The following is a 17,226-nucleotide window of genomic DNA, read 5'->3' as shown; positions in this document are numbered from 1 at the left end:
ATCGCCGGCCACACGACACCACCGCACCACACCGCTCGATCAGCGCCAGGCGCGGCGGATGAGTGGTGATGCCGGGTCAGAAATTTCTGATCAGCGTGGTGCGGTTTCGACGGCGAAGCCATGCAGGAGGGCTCCGGTGGCGTCGGGGTCCTCGTACATGGGGGTGTGGCCGACACCGTCGAGGATCTCGATGCGGGAGTGGAGGTTCAAGCGATAGTCCTGGGCGGAGGACGGCCGCCACCGCCGGTCCTGCGAGCCGAAGATCACCAGGGTCGGCAGGCCGAGGTCGGCAAGCCGGTCAGGGATGGGCTGTTCCTTCAGAAAAGCGTCGACCGCCTCGTCGGTCGCGGTGAGGCTGCGGTAGGTCATGCCGCGGACGTCGGCGATGATCTGGTCGGGGATCTGCACCTCGCGGGTGAACGCGGTGCTCAGTGCGCCGTGGATCGTGCCGTCGGTGCGCAGCCGCCAGATCAGCTCCCCCGCCACCGGCGTGGTCATCAGGTGCCCGACGAAGCTGTCGCCGAGGAACGCGTCCGCCCGCGGGCCGGTGTCGATCAGGGCGATCGCCGCCACCAGGTCGCGGCGCTGCTCGGCCAGCGACGTGGCGACGGCACCGCCGGTGGAGTGCCCGACGACGCTCGCGCGGCGCACCCCGAGCTGATCGAGCACGGCCCCGACCCGGCGCGCTTGCTCCTCGATGCCGTAGCCGACGGCCGGTTTGGCCGATCTGCCATGCCCGAGCAGGTCCACACGCACCACGTGCAAGTCCCGCAACGCCGGCAGCACCGGGTCCCACCATGCCGTCGAACCGGCCAGGCCGTGCAAGAGCACCACCGTGGGCGCATCGGGCGGCCCATCCTGCACGATGTGGACGTCCCCGCCGGGAAGGCGCACGATCTGCTCGCCGGACGCACCGGTTGTCTCCGTGTCCACTGCCACGGTGTTCCACGCGAGGAGGACGGCCAGCCCGCCGACGGCCGGCAGCGTGATCCGCCGCCGTCGACGCCATGCCCGCCACCCGCGCGGTGCTTCCGGCGTCGCGTCTGCGCGGCTGTGGGTGCGTTGGTCGCGCGAGGTCGTCGTTTCGTCCATGGCTCCTCCGTCGATCGGGCCGAGGCGCCATCACCTTCGCTGTGGCCAACGCGACGAGTCTTGGAGAAATGTCCGGGCCTCGCGTTGGTTGCTCCCTCCGCCGAACCACCCCTAGGGTCGAGGCGTGCGACCAGTTCGCCGGAAGGCAGACTCCACCGCCGGCTGGGAGATCGCGCGACCGTCGCGGGCCACCGCGCTGCCCGGTGTCGACATGGCCGGGTTCCGCATTCGCGGTGACAGCCCGATCGAACTACGAGCCATCCCCCACCCGGCTGTCACCGTGGCCGTCGAGTTCGGTGACCGCCCGTTCGACATCCACGGCAGGGCCGGTCGACTGCGGTCCGAGAGCCTGGTCGCCGGGCTCGCCTTCAGCGCGTTCCAGGTGCGCGCCGAGGGCGTCGAATGTGTGCAGATACGCCTGTCTCCGCTTTCCGCGTACCCCGTGCTCGGGCTGCCGCTCGCGCAGTTGCGCGGGAGCGTCATCGCGCTCGACGACCTGTGGGGCCGGGACACGCCGCGCCTGCGGGAGCGGCTGCACCGCGCGCGAACCTGGCCGGAGCGCTTCGCGCTGATCGACACAGAACTGTCGACCCGCCTCCATGCAGGCAGCCTGGTCGATCCCGAGGTGGCCTGGGCCTGGCGCCAGATCGTCGCCGGCCACGGCCGAGCGCGCGTGAGCGACCTCGCGGCACAGAGCGGGTGGAGCCGCCAGCGCCTGTGGTCCCGCTTCGGCTCGCAAATCGGCCTGACACCCAAACGTGCCGCCATGCTGGTCCGCTTCGACCACGCCATCCACCGCCTCGTCCGCGGGCACGCCCCCGCGCGGGTGGCAGCCGACGGTGGCTACGCCGACCAGTCCCACCTCCACCACGACGTCCGCGTGTTCACCGGAACGACCCCCACCGCCGCCGCGAACGAACCATGGCTGGCCGTCGACGACACAGCCTGGCCGGCACACAACGGCACGTCCTGATTGGCACCGTGAGCGATCGGCCTATCGGCAGAAGCGGACGTTCCAGCGCCCGTTTCGCGGCATGCGCGGATGTTCGTCGCCGGCCGGACGAGAGGCGTCGGCGGGTCGAGGGCTGTGTCCGTCGCGGGTGTGACTCAGGTGGTCCTGAGGTTGCCCACCACGGTGGTCGCGATTCGCTTCGCGGCCGAGCAGGGATCGGTGGCGTCCGGGCCTTCGGAAAGGTCGGTGCCCCACTGCATGACCAGGTTTTCCGACGCGCCGACCCAGAGCACGCATATGCCCTTGGGACGCCCGTCGAAGTCCGCCGCGAACACCGCCGTCGAGTGCTTCCACGCTCATGACGACCGGGTTCGACTCGTGCTCCGACGCCCTCCACACGCAGGTCGTGCTGGGCCGCCGTTTCCGGTCGCCTTGACCTGCGACAGGCCGAGCCGGGCGTTCTGGTCTGCGTTCAGCCCGGTGCACGGCGCTTTCCGCAAACGCGTCCACTGACAGCGGAGTGGTGGCCATGATGGTGGTAACGGTGTCGGCGGGGGTGCCCGTCGAGCATGCCGTCAGCGCGGCGGCGACCAGGACGAGCAGGGGAGAGGCGGAGCGGAGCAAGGTGTTCCCCTCGTCCCGGAGCCGTGGGGAGACAGTCGACCGGTCCGGTCGGCGACGGCACCGGCCGGGGCACGGCGGGACGCCGGCCTTGCCGGGTCCGCATAGCTGTCGTTCACCGCGGGAGGTTCTTACTTCCAGATGGGTATGAACGCTCGCCCAGCAGCATGAGAGTGCATTGCTACCGATCTTCGGCGATCTGATCAACCAGTACGTGCCCTCCGCCCAACAGACAGGTCAGAGCCAGCGGCCGACTTCTGACACCCCACAGGGATGAAACCGTGCCTCGAAAGCACCCTTCCCGATTCCGCCGGACCGCCTCTACAGTTGCCTGGCCAGCCAGGGGAAGCGCGGTTCACCTTCGCAGTCCACGGGGTGACGACTGTGCACAGGGACGAAGAGGTGTTCATCTTGAGAAAAATCCTCGGGATGCTGCTCGTGATGTGGATGGCCACAACGATGGCCATAGTCGGCACCGGGACCGCGGGCGCCACCGAGACCTCCGCACCGCGAGCGACGGCCGATGCGGGGGTCATGGCATCGCCGAAGTGCGGTGGCACCCAAAGCTTCGGACCGATCCGCTATCAGCCGTGCGTGCGCTACAACTGTGACAGTACTTCCTGTTTCCACCGCGGCTACCTCGGCCTGATCAACACCGCCACGAGTGCCCGAACGGTCACCTGGACACTCGACTACTCCATCGATGACGGAGAGTGGTACTGGGAGGACGGCGGCACCGTGACGCTCGCCGCCGGACAGCAGATGACGATCCATACCAGCGGTGACCGACTGTTCAAGTCGCCCTGCGGGGTCACTGTCTGGAGAATGCTGCACGTTTCCTACAGTTCCGGGACCAGCGGACCTGCCTATGTCTGGGACCACATGGCCTGCGGGTAGTCGATCGGACATCTCTGTTCGAGCACGTCGGGTTTGCCGGCCGGAGGCGTTGACCACCGGCCGGCACACCCGTCCGCTCACCACGGGGCCGGATCGCCGCGATCAGCGCTGCGAACCGGATCTTGATGACCGGCGGGCGGCGCTCGACCGGATGGGTCGTGCCAGTCGCCGAACGACTCCGTCACCGCGGCGGCCAACGCGCTCACCGACGACCCGACCGCGGAACTCTGCGACCCCGAGGCAGGACAAGGCCCCGCCCACCTTCGCCCCAGGACTCGCGCTGGTGGGGCCGACCCCGACGGAGAAGGCCTGCCGGCCGACGGCGCAGGGGTCGGCCGGTGATGTGGCACGGGTGATCCTGGCCGTTGTCTGGGTGGCTACTTCGGTTGTCCGGTAGCGATGTCGATGGCACGCCGCATTGCCGTTCCGAGGGGTTGGCCGGTTCGCAGAGCTGCTTGTCCGGCGGCGAGAACGGCTCCGGTGACGCCGCCGACGAGCGCGGCGGCGTCGATGTCGTCGAGTTCGTCGGTGTGGGTCTGTCGGAGTGCGGCGGTCAGTTGTTGTTGGGCGTCGAATGCCCGTTGCAGCATGGTCGCCCGCAGCGCCGGCACCGAGGTGATCAGGTCCAGCCGGATCGTTTCCAGTTCGCCGGCCGGGTCGCGGAGTCCTGCCTCGGCCTCGGCCAGCATCCGGAGCATCGCCCGACGCAGGACGTCGAGCGCCGTGTCGCCGGAGTGGCGCTCCGCGATGACCTCCAGGCCGGTGCGCAGGATGTGCTCGCCGTCCTCGGTGAGGACCAGGTCCTCCTTGGTCGCGAAGTGGTTGAAGAACGTCGCGTTGGACACCTCGGCGGCGGCGGCGATCTCGGCGGTGGTCGTCCGGTCGTAGCCCTTCTGCGCGAAGAGCCGGTACGCCGTTTCGATCAGCGCCCTCCGGGTGCGCTGCTTCTTCCGTTCTCGCAACCCCGTCGGTTCGGTCATGCGGCCATGGTACTGGAGTGACCATGATGTTAGAGTCACTCTAAAGTTAGAGCCAATGTAGCGAGAGGTGGTCATGGTGATCGAGGCGTTTCTGGAGCGACTGGAGTACCGCGAGCCCGTTCGGGCCGACGTGGTCACGCTGCGCGGGTTGCACCGGGCGTGGCGGCTGCGGGTTCCGTACGAGAACATCGACATCCAGCTCGCCAGGCCGGTCCTGCTCACCCCGGACGCGCTGGTGGACAAGTTCGCACGCCGTGAGCGCGGAGGTCTCTGCTACGAGATGAACGGCGCGCTCGCCCTGCTGCTACGGGCGGTCGGGTTCACTGTGACGATCGTGGAGGCGGCGGTGCTCCGCGCCACCCGCGGGGAGGGGCAGTGGGGCAACCACATCGCCCTGCTGGTGGACGTCGAGGGACAGCGGTGGCTGGCCGACACGGGGATCGGAGACGCGTTCCTCGAACCGCTGCCACTGCGGGAGGGCACGCACCGCCAGGGACGACTGGCCTACCGGATGGAACGCCTCGACACTGGAACGTGGCGTGTGCACCACCACCCGGAGGGCACGGTCTCCTCCTACGACTTCCGCACCGCGCCACGCGAACTCGCCGAGTACGCCACCAGAGCGACGGACAAGCCTGCCGACTCCCCGTTCGTCAGGGTGCTCGTGGCTCAACACCACCGCGACGACCACGAACTGGCCTTGCGTGCACGCACGATCACCCGCACCGGCCCTCGCGGCACCGACCAGCGCGCACTGTCCACTCTAGACGAATTCGCCGCGGCGCTGACGGAGTTCCGAATCCCGCTGGACGACATCGATCCCGAACACCTGGCCATGCTCTGGGAGAAGACCGGCCACCAACACGAAGCATGGCTGCCATCCGACAGCAGGCCGCGCGCACCTGAGCAAGGGAATCGGTGTAGCACGCCACCGACGACCGGTCCGAGCCGATGAACCGCCTGCCATCACGAACGTCCGCTCGATCAGCGGCATGTGCGTGGGTTCTGTTATTCGGTGGTGAGGGTGCCGAGTGTGGGCCATGGTGGGCCTTTGCGGAGCAGGGTCGGGATGTTTTGGCCGTGCCTACGCCCGTTCGGGAAGTTGTCGCGGATGTTCCAGCGCCAGGCGGCGACCAGTCCGAGGACGAGCCGCCGGCATTCCGCGAGCAGGGCGTGGTCGATGTCGGGGTAGCTCGTGCCGATCTCTTCCGGCACGTGGGCCACGTCGAATTCGACGGGTCCGCGGCAGCATGTCTCGAGGTCGATGAACAGCGGGCCGTTACGGGTGTTGAGCAGGTTGCCGGGATGCGGTTCGCCGTGCAGCAGTTGCTCGGCGGCACCGTGGCCGCGGATGCGTTCGCGGGCGCTTCGCAGGGTGTCGAGGAGGAGATGCCGGTCGGTGTCGGTGAGCGCGGGGGTGTCGTCGGGGTGGGTGACCGGTCGTTCGGCCTCTGCGACCCGGTCGAGGATGTGCGGGGCTTCGGTCTCGACGTGTCGCATGCCGGCGTGCAGGTGGTGGAGCGCGTCGGCGTATGCGCCGGGGAAGTCCGGGTCGGGGGTCACGGTGTCGTGGTAGGTCCAGAAGGTCACGGCGAAGCCGTGGCGTTCGTAGACCCGCGGCTCGACCCGGGGGTCCAGTGCCGCGACGGGGCTCGCGGTGGCGGCGAGTCGCCCGGCGAGTTCGACCTCGAACGCGGCCACCTCCTGCCCCGCCTGCGCTACTCGGGCGAAGACGCCGCACGGCAGCAGACGCAGGGCGAGCATGTTCGAATCCTGGATCACGACCGCGTCGCCGACCCGCAGGCGCAGCTCTCCGGCCAGTGCCGTCGCCGCGGCCGTCGCACGCCAAACGACCTCCGCCTCCACACCGTGAATCCTCGCACGTGCTCAATCAGCGGCATGGGCGGATGTTCGTGATGACAAGATGATGTACTTCCGCACTACCTGCCAGATGGTGGCGGGATCTCCTCTGCGGCGATCCCGCCACGGCTCACCGCTGGTGGGGGACGTTCACGACGATGCGGGCCGGGCAGGATGAACACCCGGAACGGCGGGGGTGCGCGCACACCCGACTACATGGTGCCCGTCCCGGTGGTCACGCTGGACGCGTTGCCGCTGACCTCGAACGAATCGGAGTCCGGTCGGCCCGACCGCGTACAACGCTCCGGCTTCAGCGACGGCAGGTCGACGACGTGTGACCAAGCCTCGTTCGTCCGGCAGTTCACCAGGCGCTGACCAGCGACGTTCGTCATGGGGTGAGGCAACCTGAACGCTTTGGGCGCGCGTTGGCAAAGACGGGGTGTAAGGGCTGAGCGAACCCAAGGAGCTTCATGTCGTCAGACGCGGAACTGATCGGCAGATCGCTGCGTGGAGACACCGCTGCCTTCGTGGAAGTGATCAGCCGTCACGAGGCCGCGATCGGGAACTACCTGGCGCGCAGAGTGGGGCGTCAGGCCGCCGAGGACGTGCTCGGCGATGTGTGGGTGGCGGCCTACGAGTCCCGTGCGACCTATGACAGTTCGTACCCCGAAGCCAGGCCTTGGCTGTACGGCGTCGCACTGAACAGGCTGCGGCGGCACTGGCGGTCCGAACCGGCCGAGGAGCCGGCGTCGGACCTGACCAGCGTGGCGAACGACTGGGATCCCTGGCCGGCGGTGGATGCCCGCGTGGACACGCAGGCACAGCTGCGAAGTGCACTGGCTCGGCTCAAACCGGAAGAGCGGGAAGTGCTGGGCCTGGTCGCCTGGGAGGACCTGACCGTCGCCGAGGCCGGGCGGGTGCTCGACATTCCCGCCGGCACGGCCCGGCGCCTGTTGCACCAGGCGCGCAAGGCGCTGCGTGAGGCCCCCGAGGTGGCCGCGCTGTTGCGAGTCCCGACAACGTGAGAAGGCACCCCATGGATGAAATGGATCTGATGAAGGACCTGCGTGAAGTGCCGTCCCCGAGGCCCGAGGCCTATGACCGTGCTCGCACGGCGCTGCACACGGCGATGGCGGAACCCGTGAACACAGTCGTACGACCGAAGCGGTGGATGTCCTGGACCAAGGCCGGCGTCGCGGCCGTGAGCGCGGCGGCCGTCGCGGCGGCCGTGGTGATGGGGACGACGGACGGCAACGTCCCGGCCGGCCCCTCCGACGCGGCCCAGCAGGTGGTGGTCGAGTCACCGCTGGTGAAGCTGGCCTCCGCGGTCCAGGCGGCCGGCACGTTGCCAGGAGAAGCGTCGCTGATCATCAACACGAAGTTGCTGCCGGACGGGCCGCAGCTCTACTACACCGTCTACACCGACCAAGGCCAGGTCTTCACCGGCGACTCGCCGCAGAACCTGGCGGCCACGGTCGCCAAGGGCGCCGCCGAGCCCGCTTCGCCGTTCAACGCGAAGGTGACGGCGGCGGCCCGCCTCGCCGCGAACGGCGACGTGGAGAAGGCCAAGGTCGACATGATCACCGCCGCGGGCAACCCCTTGGGAATCGGCCTGAGCCCCGCCGAGGCGGACGAGGCGTGGGCGCGGGCCATGGCGGAGGTCGAGGAGAAGTTCCGCGAGTCCGGCCAGGAGGTTCCCGACCGGCCGACGGGCGAGGAACTGGAGAACCGCATCGACAACCACCTGTTCAGCAACACCACGCACGCGCTGTACATCGCCGCCTCCGACGCGGAGGTCCGCGCGGGTGTGCTGAAGCTGCTCGCGACCATGGAGGACGTGACCATCGGCAAGACCGACGTCGACGGCCAGGCCGCGCTGACCCTCACCGCGGCTCCCGCCATTCAGGGGGGCAACACCACGTACGTCCTCACCGTCAACGCCGACAACGGCCTGCCGATCCGTTCCGAGGGCATCCCGGTCAAGGACGCGGCGGAACCGTCCAAGCCCTGGGTGGTGAACTACAAGACAGGCCGCGTGACCCTCGCCGACGTGGCTGCGGGCAAGTTCTGATCCTCGTACCGCACTGTCCTGGGAGGGCCGACATCATGCCGGCCCTCCCAGGACAGGTCACCGTGCCGACGACGGGATGGTGCGGGTAGTAGGGCGAGACATCGCAGGATGCCACGCGGTGATCGCCCCGGAGCGCGACGAACTCCGGGCTCTTCATGGTCAGTTCGCCGATCAGCTCCGCGAGCAGCGGGTCCTGCGGGTGCCTCAAGCCGGTCGAGGTGCTCGCGCTCGTGGTCATCGGTCCAGCCCGCCGACGGTCTCGCAGATGGCCCCGCCTCCGACGTCGACCTGCTGATCGGCATCAACACCGAAGAGGGGAACCTCCACGTTGTGCCGCAGGGCAACCTGGAGTCGACCACGGAGGCAGGCGTGCTCGCCATCGTCGCCGGGGTGCACGCGGACCTGGAGGCCGAGGTCGCGGCGCACCGCGCGGCACTGCCGAACGCGACACCGGGCGAGCTGCGCTCCGCGGTGCTCGGGAAGGCACTGTTCGGTGCCGGTAGGGCCCGCATGGCGCACGCCCAAACCTTGAGCGGCCGCACACACGTCTACTCGTCCGGCTATCGCTCAACGGCCCTGAACGGACGACTCGGCGCCGCCCAGACCGTCGAGCTGCCCTTCGTCTTCGACATCGCCGACAAGCCACGGCTGCACGGCGACACCGGCATGCCCGGCCCCGACCCTCCACGAGAACCGGGTGCGGTAGCGGCTGCGCTGAAGGCACGGTGCCGTGTTGCCCAGTGCCCGCCGGTGGGGACGGTGAGGAGGCGCGCTCCCGCAGTTCTGGCGCGGATCTCATCAAGATGCCGACGCCTATGGACGGATACCGTCACGATGCGTACGGTGCTCGCATGAGTTCACCAGACGGTCCGGCGCCCGGCGGGTGGTGGGAGCGTGCGTCCCTCGACGCGCGGTTGGCCGCCGCCCTCCAGGCCAACCCCCGCGTGAGTTGGCGCGACCTGGCCAAGGCCGTGGACAGTTCCGAGTCCACGGTGGCCCGTCGGGTGCGGGCGCTGACCACGTCCGGGGCGTTGCGCACGACCGTCGTGGTGGACTCCATCCGCACCGGCCAGGGCTTCCCGGTGACGGTGTACTTCGCGGTCACCAACAAGTCGCTGCGCACGTTGGCCGACCACCTGGTGGCCAGGGCGGACGTGCGCATGGTCGCCGTGCTGACCGGCCGCTACGGGCTGCTCGCCGAGTTCATCACCCCGTCCACCCAGGACCTGGCGACGATCCTGCTGGACACCCTGACCGGGGTGGACGCCACGTTCGAGACGATGTCGGAACCGGTGCTGCGGGAGTTCAAGTCCACTGTGGACTGGAGTCACTCGCTGGTCGCCGACCTCCCCGGCGTGCGCCTGCCCCTGCTGGACCTGGCACCGGCCGAGGAACCGGCCCCGCTGGACGCGGTCGAGGAGGTCATCGCCGAACGGCTGCGGGTCGACGGCCGGATGAGCTTCGCCGACCTGGCGCAGGCCACCGGGTTGAGCGAGTCCGCCGTGCGCCGCCGCACCGACGCGCTGATCGCGACCGGCCGGGTGCACCCGGTGACGCTGGTCGACGCCCAACTGCTCGGCTTCGGCATCCAGGCGTTCGCCTGGGTCGACCTGGAGCCCGCCGCCCTGGCGGACGCCGTGCGCGCGCTGGCCGCGCGCCAGGAAGTGCGGTACGTGGCGGCCACCGCTGGGGACAGCGACCTGCTGGTGGAGCTGACCGTGCCCGCCCAGGCCGACCTGTTCCGGTTCCGGACCGAGGTGCTGGGCACGCTCCCCGGCGTGCGCGGCACCCGGGTGTCGATCAACATCCGGACCCTCAAACGGGCCTTCCTGCCCCTCGAAGCGCCCGGCCCGGCCGGTGAGTAACGCCGCAGAAGGAGAAACAATGACGATTCTCAACAGGCGCAGACGCAAGACGGTCGCCGCGACCGCGATCGCCGGCCTGCTCGTGACCGCGTGCGCCGGCGGTGGCAACGGTTCCGGCACCACCACCGCGGCCGGGGTGGAGACCGAGTTCGACAGCTTCACCTGGGCCCTGCAACAGCTCCCGGTGTCGCTCGACCTGGCCAAGGACGCGACGGTCAACACCCAGCAGGTGATCAGCCTGGTGACCGAACCGCTGGAACGGGTGGCCAACGACGGCACGTTCCGCCCGGCGCTGGCCGCGAGCGTCACGCAGCCCGACCCGACCTCCATCGTCTACGAACTCGCGCCCGGCGCGCAGTTCTCCGACGGCACCCCGCTGACGGCCGAGGACGCCGTGTGGAGCCTCCAGCACGTGACCGACGCGAAGGCCGGCGCGCAGACCGCCGGACGGGTCAAGAGCATCGACAGCATCACCGCCACCACCCCGACGACCGTCACCGTGAAGCTGAAGTTCGCCGACCCCACCGCGCGCGACAACCTCTCGGTCATCTCCTACGTGCAGTCGAAGAAGGCCGCCGAAGCCGCCGGGGCGGCACTGGGCACGCCGTCCGGGCTGCCCGTAGGCACCGGGCCGTACGTGTTCAAGTCCAGCGGACCGGACAAGATCCTGTTGGAGCGCAACGCGAAGCACGCCAAGACCCAGCCCAAGGCCAAGGCGGTCTCGTTCGTCCCGATCAAGGACGACAACACCGGTCAACTGGCGATGCGCTCGAACTCGATCAACGGCGCGCAGGTGACCAACGTCAAGCAGATCGGGCAGTGGAACAACATCTCCGGCGCCCAGACCGTGCAACTGCCCGCCAACGTGACCAGCTACCTGACGCTGGACACCTCGCAGCCGCCGTTCGACGACATCCACGCGCGGCGCGCGGTCGCCCACTCGATCGACCGCCAGGGCGTGTCCCGCGCGGTCTACGGCGCGAACGGCGTGGTGCTGCGGGGCCTGGTGCCGCAGACCCTGCTGGAAGGTGTCGCCGGGTCCGCCGACACGGCCAAGGGCTTCCTGGAAACCCTGCCCCAGTACGACTTGGACAAGGGCAAGGCGAAGTCGGAACTGGCGCAGTCCAAGACGCCCGGCGGGTTCGAGGTCACCATCCCCTACACGACCAGCTCGCCGTGGGCGGAGCCGACGATCCTGAACCTCCAGGAGAACATGAAGGAACTGGGCGTCACGATCACGCCGAAGCCGGAATCGCCGGAGGTGTGGGCGAAGCGGGTGTTCGCGCACGACACCCCGGGCATCCAGTCGATGCAGCTGATCGCCACCATCCCCGACCCGAACGCGGTGCTGCCGCGCGTGGTGGGGCAGGCCGGCATCGCCGCGCCGGGCCTGAACCTGGCCAACTGGACCACCCCGAAGATCGAGGACGACGTCAAGGCGCTGACCGGTTCCGTGGACCGCGAGGCGCGCTGGGCGGCGACGCAGTCGGTGCTCAAGCAGGTTTCCGAGCAGCTTCCCTACATCCCCCTGTACGCGCCGAACTTCGTGGTCGCGCTCGGCAAGGGGTTCACCTTCTCCGAGCCGGTCACCCAGTCCGACGTCCTGGACGGCACCTGGATCCAGCGCGTCCGGGCGACGGCGTGATGCCATGACCAGGTTCCTGGCCCGCCGCCTGGCCGCGATGGTCGCGATGCTGCTGCTGGTGTCGTTCCTGGTGTTCAGCCTGCTCGCGCTGGCACCGGGATCGCTGCTGGCGACGTTGATGGGCACCGCGCCGACCACGCCGGAGCTGATCGAGGCGACCACGCTCAAGTACCACCTCGACGACCCGTTCCTGGTGCAGTACGGCCGGTGGCTGGCCGACGCGGTCCGGTTCGACCTGGGCACGTCGGTGCGCTCGGGCGAGAACGTGCTCGACGCGTTGGGCCAGGCCCTGCCGATGTCCTTCCAGTTGGCGCTGTTCGCGTTGCTGCTGGTCGTGCTGGTCGGCATTCCGCTCGGCACGGCGGCCGGACTGCGGCGCGGTGCCGCGGCGGACCGCGTGGTGTCCACCGCGGCGGCCTTCGGGATGAGCGCGCCGCCGTTCGCGGTCGGGTTGTTGCTGGTGTACGTGTTCGGCGTGCTGCTGGACTGGTTCCCGGTGTTCGGTTCGGGCGACGGTTTCGCGGACGGCCTCTGGCACCTGGTGCTGCCGGCGGTCTCGCTGGCCGCCGGGTTGATGGCGATCGTGCTGCGACAGACGAGGGCGGCGATGCTCGACGTGATGGACCAGGACTACATCACCTTCGCGCGGGCGAGGGGAGTGGCGCCGGGGCGGGTGCTGGTCAAGTACGCGCTGCGCAACGCGGCGGTGCCGATCGTGACCTCCTCCGGGGTGGTGCTGATCGCCGCGCTGTCCGGCGCGGTGCTGGTGGAGACGGTGTTCTCGCTGCCCGGTGTCGGGTCGCTGCTGGTGGTCTCGGTCAACACCAAGGACATCCCGATGGTGCAGGGCATCGCCATGGTCGCGGCGGCGTTCGTGATCCTGGTCAACCTGGCCGTGGACGTGCTCACCGGCCTGCTCGACCCGCGCATCCGGGCCCGGCAGGTGGCGTCGTGAAGCGCCTGGGAGCGCCCGCGATCGTCGCGGCGGTGCCGCTGGCGGTGATCCTGGTCTGCGTCGTCACCGGCGACCTGCTGGCGCCGTTCCCGCCCAACGCCCAGGACCTGATGCTCAGCTCCAGCGGGCCGGGCGCGCAGCACTGGCTGGGCACCGACGACCTGGGCCGGGACGTGCTGTCCCGGGTGATCTCCGGTGCCCGGGTCGCGGTGGTCGGCCCGCTGCTGGTGGCGCTGGTGGCCGTGGCGGTCGGTGTGTGCCTGGGCCTGGCGGCCGCGTACTACCGGGGCCGGGTCGACGCGGTGATCAGCCGCCTGGTGGACGTGATGTACGCGTTGCCCGCACTGCTGGTGGCCATCGTGGTCGTGGGCATCTCGTCGGGCGGCTACGCGGTGACGGTCCTGGTGCTGTCGCTGCTGTCCGTGCCGACCGCGATCCGCATGATCCGCAGCGCGGCGAGCGTCCAATGCGGACTCCCTTACGTGGAGGCCGCCCAGAGCCTGCGGCTGCCCGCGCGCACGGTGATGTTCCGGCACGTCCTGCCCAACATCGTGCCGACGGTGGTGGCAACGTTCCTGCTGGACTTCGTCGTCGCCCTGATCGCCTTCTCCGCCTTGGCGTTCCTGGGCATCGGCGGCCAGCCGGGCAGCGCGGAGTGGGGTGTGATGATCGCCGACGGCCGCGAGCAGATCCTGTCCGAGCCGTGGCTCTCGCTCGCGCCGGCCGTGCTGATCATCCTCACGGCGGTCTGCGCGACCGTGCTCGGCGACAGCGTCTACGACCGGCTCACGACACGGCGGGAGGCACGATGAGCCTGCTCACCGTGGACAGCGTGGACATCAGCCACCGGGGCCGTCGGCTGGTGCGGGACGTGGGCTTCTCCGTCGACGCGGGGACGTCGGTCGGCATCGTCGGCGAGTCCGGCAGCGGCAAGTCGCTCACCGTCCGCTCGCTGGTCGGCCTGCTGCCCGCCGGCGTGAGCGCGACCGGTTCGGTGACCTTCGACGGTTGGGAGCTGCTCGGCCTGCCCGAGCGCGGACTGCGGACCGTGCGCGGCGGCCGGATCAGCCTGCTGATGCAGGACCCGTTCTCCATGCTCAACCCCGTGCAGACGGTGTTCGCGCACGTGGCGGAGGGCCTCGCGGCCGAGATCCGGCGCAACCGCGCCAAGGTGCGCGCGGAGGTCCACGGCCGGCTGGAGGAGGTCGGCCTGGACCCCGCGCGGGTGGCGCGCCGCTACCCGTTCCAGCTCTCCGGCGGGATGCGGCAGCGGGTCGCCCTCGCGGCGGCGCTGGCCGGCGACCCGGACCTGCTCATCGCCGACGAGCCCACCACCGCGCTGGACGCCACCACGCAGGCGCAGGTCCTCGCCATGCTCGACAGCCTGCGCCGCCGGCGCGGGATGGCCCTGGTGCTGGTCACCCACGACCTCGGCGTGGCGTTCTCGGTGTGCGACCGGATCATGGTCATGTACGCCGGGAGCCTGGTCGAGCAGGCCCCCGCCGACGAGCTGCGGCGCGACCCGAGGCACCCCTACACGGCCGGGCTGCTGGGGTCGCACCTGCCGGTCGACCGCCGGGTCGAGACGATGAGGTCCATCCCCGGGCGGGTGCCCCCGGCGGACTCCGTCGGCGGCCAGTGCGGCTTCGCGTCCCGCTGCGCGTGGGCGGTGGACGCCTGCCGTGCCGAGCGGCCGCTGCTCACGCTCACCACCCCCGGCCACACGACCGCCTGCCTGCGCGTCGACGAGATCGCCCCGGATCTCCTCGGCCCGGCAGAACAGGAGGGACAGGACACCGGGGACGCCAACGTCGCCGCCCCCGGTGTCCTGCTCACCGTGCGCGACCTGCGCAAGTCGTACCGGGACCTGTCCGCCGCCAAGCAGCGCACCGACGCGGTCAAAGGGGTGTCCTTCGACGTCGGCGTGCACGAGTCGGTCGGCCTGGTCGGCGAGTCCGGTTCGGGCAAGACCACCATCGCCCGGACGCTGCTCGGCCTGGCCCGCCCCGATTCCGGCACCATCGGGCTGGGCGGGCTCGACCTGACCGACTACCGGCGGCTCAGCCGCGAGCAGTCGCGCGGTGTCGCCCACCTGGTGCAGGTCGTGTTCCAGGACCCGTACTCGTCGCTGAACCCGGCCCGCACCATCGGCGCGACCCTGCGGGAGGCGATCACCGCCCGCGACCGTGCCGCCGACCACCGGGCCGAGACCGCCGAACTGCTCGCCCAGGTCGGGCTGACCGAGCAGCACGCGCGACGGCGCCCCGCGCAGCTCTCCGGCGGCGAGCGGCAGCGGATCGCCATCGCGCGGGCCGTCGCGCTGCGGCCCCGGCTGCTGATCTGCGACGAACCGGTGGCCGCGCTGGACGTGTCGGTCCGCGCGGAGATCCTGACCCTGCTGCGGGAACTGCAACGGCGGTACCGGATGAGCATGCTGTTCATCACCCACGAACTGTCCGTCGTCCGGCAGATGACCGATCGCGTCCTGGTGCTCTACCGGGGCGAGATCGTCGAACAGGGCCGCACGGCCCTCGTGCTGGACAACCCCGGGCACGAGTACACCGCCCGCCTCGTGGGCTCGGTGCTCGGGCTCGACCAGGAAGGAGTCACCAGGTGACCGACGGCCGCGTTGGACCCAAGACCCCGGTGTCCGGCGAACGAGCGGTGTGCTCCAGCCAGCACCCCATCGTCACCGACACCATGCGCGACGTGCTGCACGGCGGCGGGACGGCGGTGGACGCCGTCATCGCCGGCTCGCTGGTCCAGGCCGTCGTGCAGCAGGACCTGACCAACCACGCCGGCATGTTCACGATGCTGTTCTGGGAGGCGGAAACCGGGACGGTGCACGAGCTCAACAGCCACGGCACGATCGCGCCGGACCTGCCGCCGTTCCACCGGGTCCCGCCGCCGCGCAGCCAGTACTCGGCGAGCGGGGCCGGGCCGTACGCGGTGATCCCCGGTTTCATGCCCGGCATGAAGGCGCTCTACGAGCGGTTCGCCACCCGCCCCTGGGCGGAGTTGTGCGCGCCCGCCGTGCACTGGGCCGAGGTCGGCCACGTGGTGGACTCCTTCGAGCACCTGGTGATGGCCCAGTCCTACGACTTCTTCCTCTACACCCCCTCCGGCCGCGCCCACTTCGCGCCCGGCGGGCACCTGCCGCAGGTCGGCGACCGGTGGCCCAAGCCGGAACTGCACCGCACCATGCTGCGGCTGGCCGAGGAGGGCCCGGACTACTTCATCACCGGCGGCTGGGCGCGGGACTTCCTGCGCCGCGCCAACGAACTGGGCTGGCCGATCACCGCCGAGCACCTGGCGGTCTCGAAGGCCGAGTGGGGCAGCGGTCTGCGCTACAAGCACCGCGGGCACGAGATCGTGCAGCTCTCACCGCCGGAGCGGCAGGCCGTGTTCTGCTCGATGGTGCTGGGCATCCTGGACGAGCTCGACATCACCTCCCTGGGCCACTACACCGAGTCGGCCGACGCGCTGTACTACGTGGCGCACGCGCTGCGGCGGGCGGACAAGGAGGCGAACCTCCTCAACGACCCGAAGATCTTCGACAACCCGACCGAAGTGCTGATGTCACGCGAGTTCCACGCGATGGTGGCCGAGCTGATCCGGCGCAGCAGGCCCACCGCCGACCTCGCCAAGCACGTCGAGGTGACCGGGGGAGCGGCGCGGCTGGCCGCGATCGGGCAGTTGCCCCCGGCCACGCCGGCCCAGTCCGCCGGCAGTTGCGAGCTGTCCATCGTGGACCAGTACGGCAACTGGGTGCAGTCGATGAACACCCTCCAGGGATCCGGCATCCCGGGCGAGGTGATCGGCGGGGTGCCGATGATCGGCAGCAACGGCGTGAACAGCATGGACATGTGGCTCGGCGGCTGGTTCACCGGCGGCGGCCGGATGCGCTGCGCGATCGGCAACACCCTGGTCCTCAAGGACGGCCGCCCGGTGCTGGGCCTGGGATCCCCGGGCAGCGTCTACTGCACGGTGCCCCAGGTGCTGTCGAACATCCTCGACTACGGCATGGACCCCTACGCCGCCGAGGACGCGCCCCGGCTCTACCCGCTGCGCGACGACTACCAGTTCTCCATGGAGAGCCGGATCCCCGACGAGGTCACCCGGGGCGTGACCTCGCTCGGACTGCTCATGTCGCCGCTGCCCGCCTACGACTGGCACCTGGGCTCGTTCCAGATGAGCTGGCGCGGTGACGACGACCGGCTGTTCGGCTGCGCCGGACCCCGCCGCGCGGGCAGCGCCGCCGCCCTGTGAACCCGAGAGGACCGTCCAC

General features: G+C 70.1%; 16 protein-coding genes and 1 pseudogene. 12 read left to right on the top strand and 5 right to left on the bottom strand.

All coding sequences use genetic code 11. The features are described from left to right. Positions 1-90 precede the first annotated feature (90 nt). The gene (locus tag BN6_RS25315) at positions 91-1,092 is read right to left on the bottom strand and encodes an alpha/beta fold hydrolase (RefSeq protein ID WP_015102611.1); all 1,002 of its coding nucleotides are present in this window, start codon (positions 1,090-1,092) and stop codon (positions 91-93) included. 124 nt (positions 1,093-1,216) lie between these two features. On the opposite strand from BN6_RS25315, the gene BN6_RS25310 reads away from it, so the two are divergent. After that, positions 1,217-2,065, top strand: coding sequence for a helix-turn-helix domain-containing protein (locus BN6_RS25310; protein WP_015102610.1), 849 nt, complete (start codon positions 1,217-1,219; stop codon positions 2,063-2,065). A 134-nt stretch (positions 2,066-2,199) separates the two neighbouring features. On the opposite strand, the gene BN6_RS25305 is transcribed toward BN6_RS25310, so the two are convergent. Next, positions 2,200-2,379 carry a DUF3558 domain-containing protein gene (locus tag BN6_RS25305; protein WP_015102609.1) on the bottom strand — a complete coding sequence of 60 codons (180 nt, stop codon included), beginning with the start codon at positions 2,377-2,379 and terminating at the stop codon, positions 2,200-2,202. A 670-nt stretch (positions 2,380-3,049) separates the two neighbouring features. On the opposite strand from BN6_RS25305, the gene BN6_RS25300 reads away from it, so the two are divergent. Beyond that, a complete protein-coding gene (locus BN6_RS25300) occupies positions 3,050-3,562 on the top strand; it encodes a hypothetical protein (protein WP_015102608.1) in 513 nt (170 codons plus the stop codon). A 377-nt stretch (positions 3,563-3,939) separates the two neighbouring features. Here BN6_RS25300 and BN6_RS25295 read toward each other — a convergent pair whose 3' ends face one another. Next, positions 3,940-4,542, bottom strand: coding sequence for a TetR/AcrR family transcriptional regulator (locus BN6_RS25295; protein WP_041313967.1), 603 nt, complete (start codon positions 4,540-4,542; stop codon positions 3,940-3,942). A 73-nt stretch (positions 4,543-4,615) separates the two neighbouring features. On the opposite strand from BN6_RS25295, the gene BN6_RS25290 reads away from it, so the two are divergent. Next, positions 4,616-5,497 carry an arylamine N-acetyltransferase family protein gene (locus BN6_RS25290; protein ID WP_041313964.1) on the top strand — a complete coding sequence of 294 codons (882 nt, stop codon included), beginning with the start codon at positions 4,616-4,618 and terminating at the stop codon, positions 5,495-5,497. A gap of 53 nt (positions 5,498-5,550) precedes the next feature. Here the strand turns inward: BN6_RS25290 and BN6_RS25285 are convergent, their stop codons facing one another. Next, positions 5,551-6,408, bottom strand: a complete 858-nt coding sequence (locus BN6_RS25285) for a phosphotransferase family protein (RefSeq protein WP_015102605.1) — start codon at positions 6,406-6,408, stop codon at positions 5,551-5,553. Positions 6,409-6,872: 464 nt separating this feature from the next. Between BN6_RS25285 and BN6_RS25275 the strand changes: the two genes are divergently transcribed. Together BN6_RS25275 and BN6_RS25270 are read left to right on the top strand one after the other, a co-directional pair. Continuing rightward, entirely contained in the window at positions 6,873-7,427 is a 555-nt protein-coding gene (locus tag BN6_RS25275) for an RNA polymerase sigma factor (protein WP_015102604.1), read from the top strand. A 146-nt stretch (positions 7,428-7,573) separates the two neighbouring features. Then, entirely contained in the window at positions 7,574-8,473 is a 900-nt protein-coding gene (locus tag BN6_RS25270) for a hypothetical protein (RefSeq protein ID WP_231904745.1), read from the top strand. Here the strand turns inward: BN6_RS25270 and BN6_RS50065 are convergent. Continuing rightward, positions 8,382-8,711, bottom strand: coding sequence for an MmyB family transcriptional regulator (locus BN6_RS50065; protein WP_197540187.1), 330 nt, complete (start codon positions 8,709-8,711; stop codon positions 8,382-8,384). The two genes, BN6_RS25270 and BN6_RS50065, sit on opposite strands and share 92 nt — an antisense overlap. Between BN6_RS50065 and BN6_RS44110 the strand changes: the two are divergent. The 7 genes and pseudogenes from BN6_RS44110 to BN6_RS25235 all read left to right on the top strand — a co-directional run. Next, a pseudogene (locus BN6_RS44110) lies at positions 8,711-9,328 on the top strand (hypothetical protein); the annotation flags it as partial. The gene BN6_RS50065 and the pseudogene BN6_RS44110 overlap by 1 nt on opposite strands. After that, positions 9,325-10,338: an Lrp/AsnC family transcriptional regulator gene (locus tag BN6_RS25260; protein ID WP_015102601.1), complete on the top strand. Its 1,014-nt coding sequence runs from the start codon at positions 9,325-9,327 to the stop codon at positions 10,336-10,338. The pseudogene BN6_RS44110 and the gene BN6_RS25260, both read left to right, overlap by 4 nt. 19 nt (positions 10,339-10,357) lie before the next feature. Continuing rightward, positions 10,358-11,983 carry an ABC transporter substrate-binding protein gene (locus tag BN6_RS25255; protein WP_015102600.1) on the top strand — a complete coding sequence of 542 codons (1,626 nt, stop codon included), beginning with the start codon at positions 10,358-10,360 and terminating at the stop codon, positions 11,981-11,983. A 4-nt stretch (positions 11,984-11,987) separates the two neighbouring features. Then, complete coding sequence (locus BN6_RS25250) at positions 11,988-12,938, top strand: ABC transporter permease (protein WP_015102599.1); 951 nt, start codon at positions 11,988-11,990, stop codon at positions 12,936-12,938. Next, a complete protein-coding gene (locus tag BN6_RS25245; RefSeq protein ID WP_015102598.1) occupies positions 12,935-13,750 on the top strand; it encodes an ABC transporter permease in 816 nt (271 codons plus the stop codon). The genes BN6_RS25250 and BN6_RS25245 overlap by 4 nt, the downstream gene beginning before the upstream one ends. After that, positions 13,747-15,555, top strand: coding sequence for a dipeptide ABC transporter ATP-binding protein (locus BN6_RS25240; protein ID WP_015102597.1), 1,809 nt, complete (start codon positions 13,747-13,749; stop codon positions 15,553-15,555). The genes BN6_RS25245 and BN6_RS25240 overlap by 4 nt, the downstream gene beginning before the upstream one ends. Then, a complete protein-coding gene (locus BN6_RS25235; protein ID WP_015102596.1) occupies positions 15,552-17,207 on the top strand; it encodes a gamma-glutamyltransferase in 1,656 nt (551 codons plus the stop codon). The genes BN6_RS25240 and BN6_RS25235 overlap by 4 nt, the downstream gene beginning before the upstream one ends. The last annotated feature ends 19 nt before the right edge of the window (positions 17,208-17,226 follow it).

Origin of the sequence: Saccharothrix espanaensis DSM 44229 (assembly GCF_000328705.1) — a bacterium.
Lineage (GTDB): Bacteria > Actinomycetota > Actinomycetes > Mycobacteriales > Pseudonocardiaceae > Actinosynnema > Actinosynnema espanaense.
Note: the sequence above shows the minus strand (reverse complement) of the source record. Positions and strands in the feature narration are given on the sequence as shown.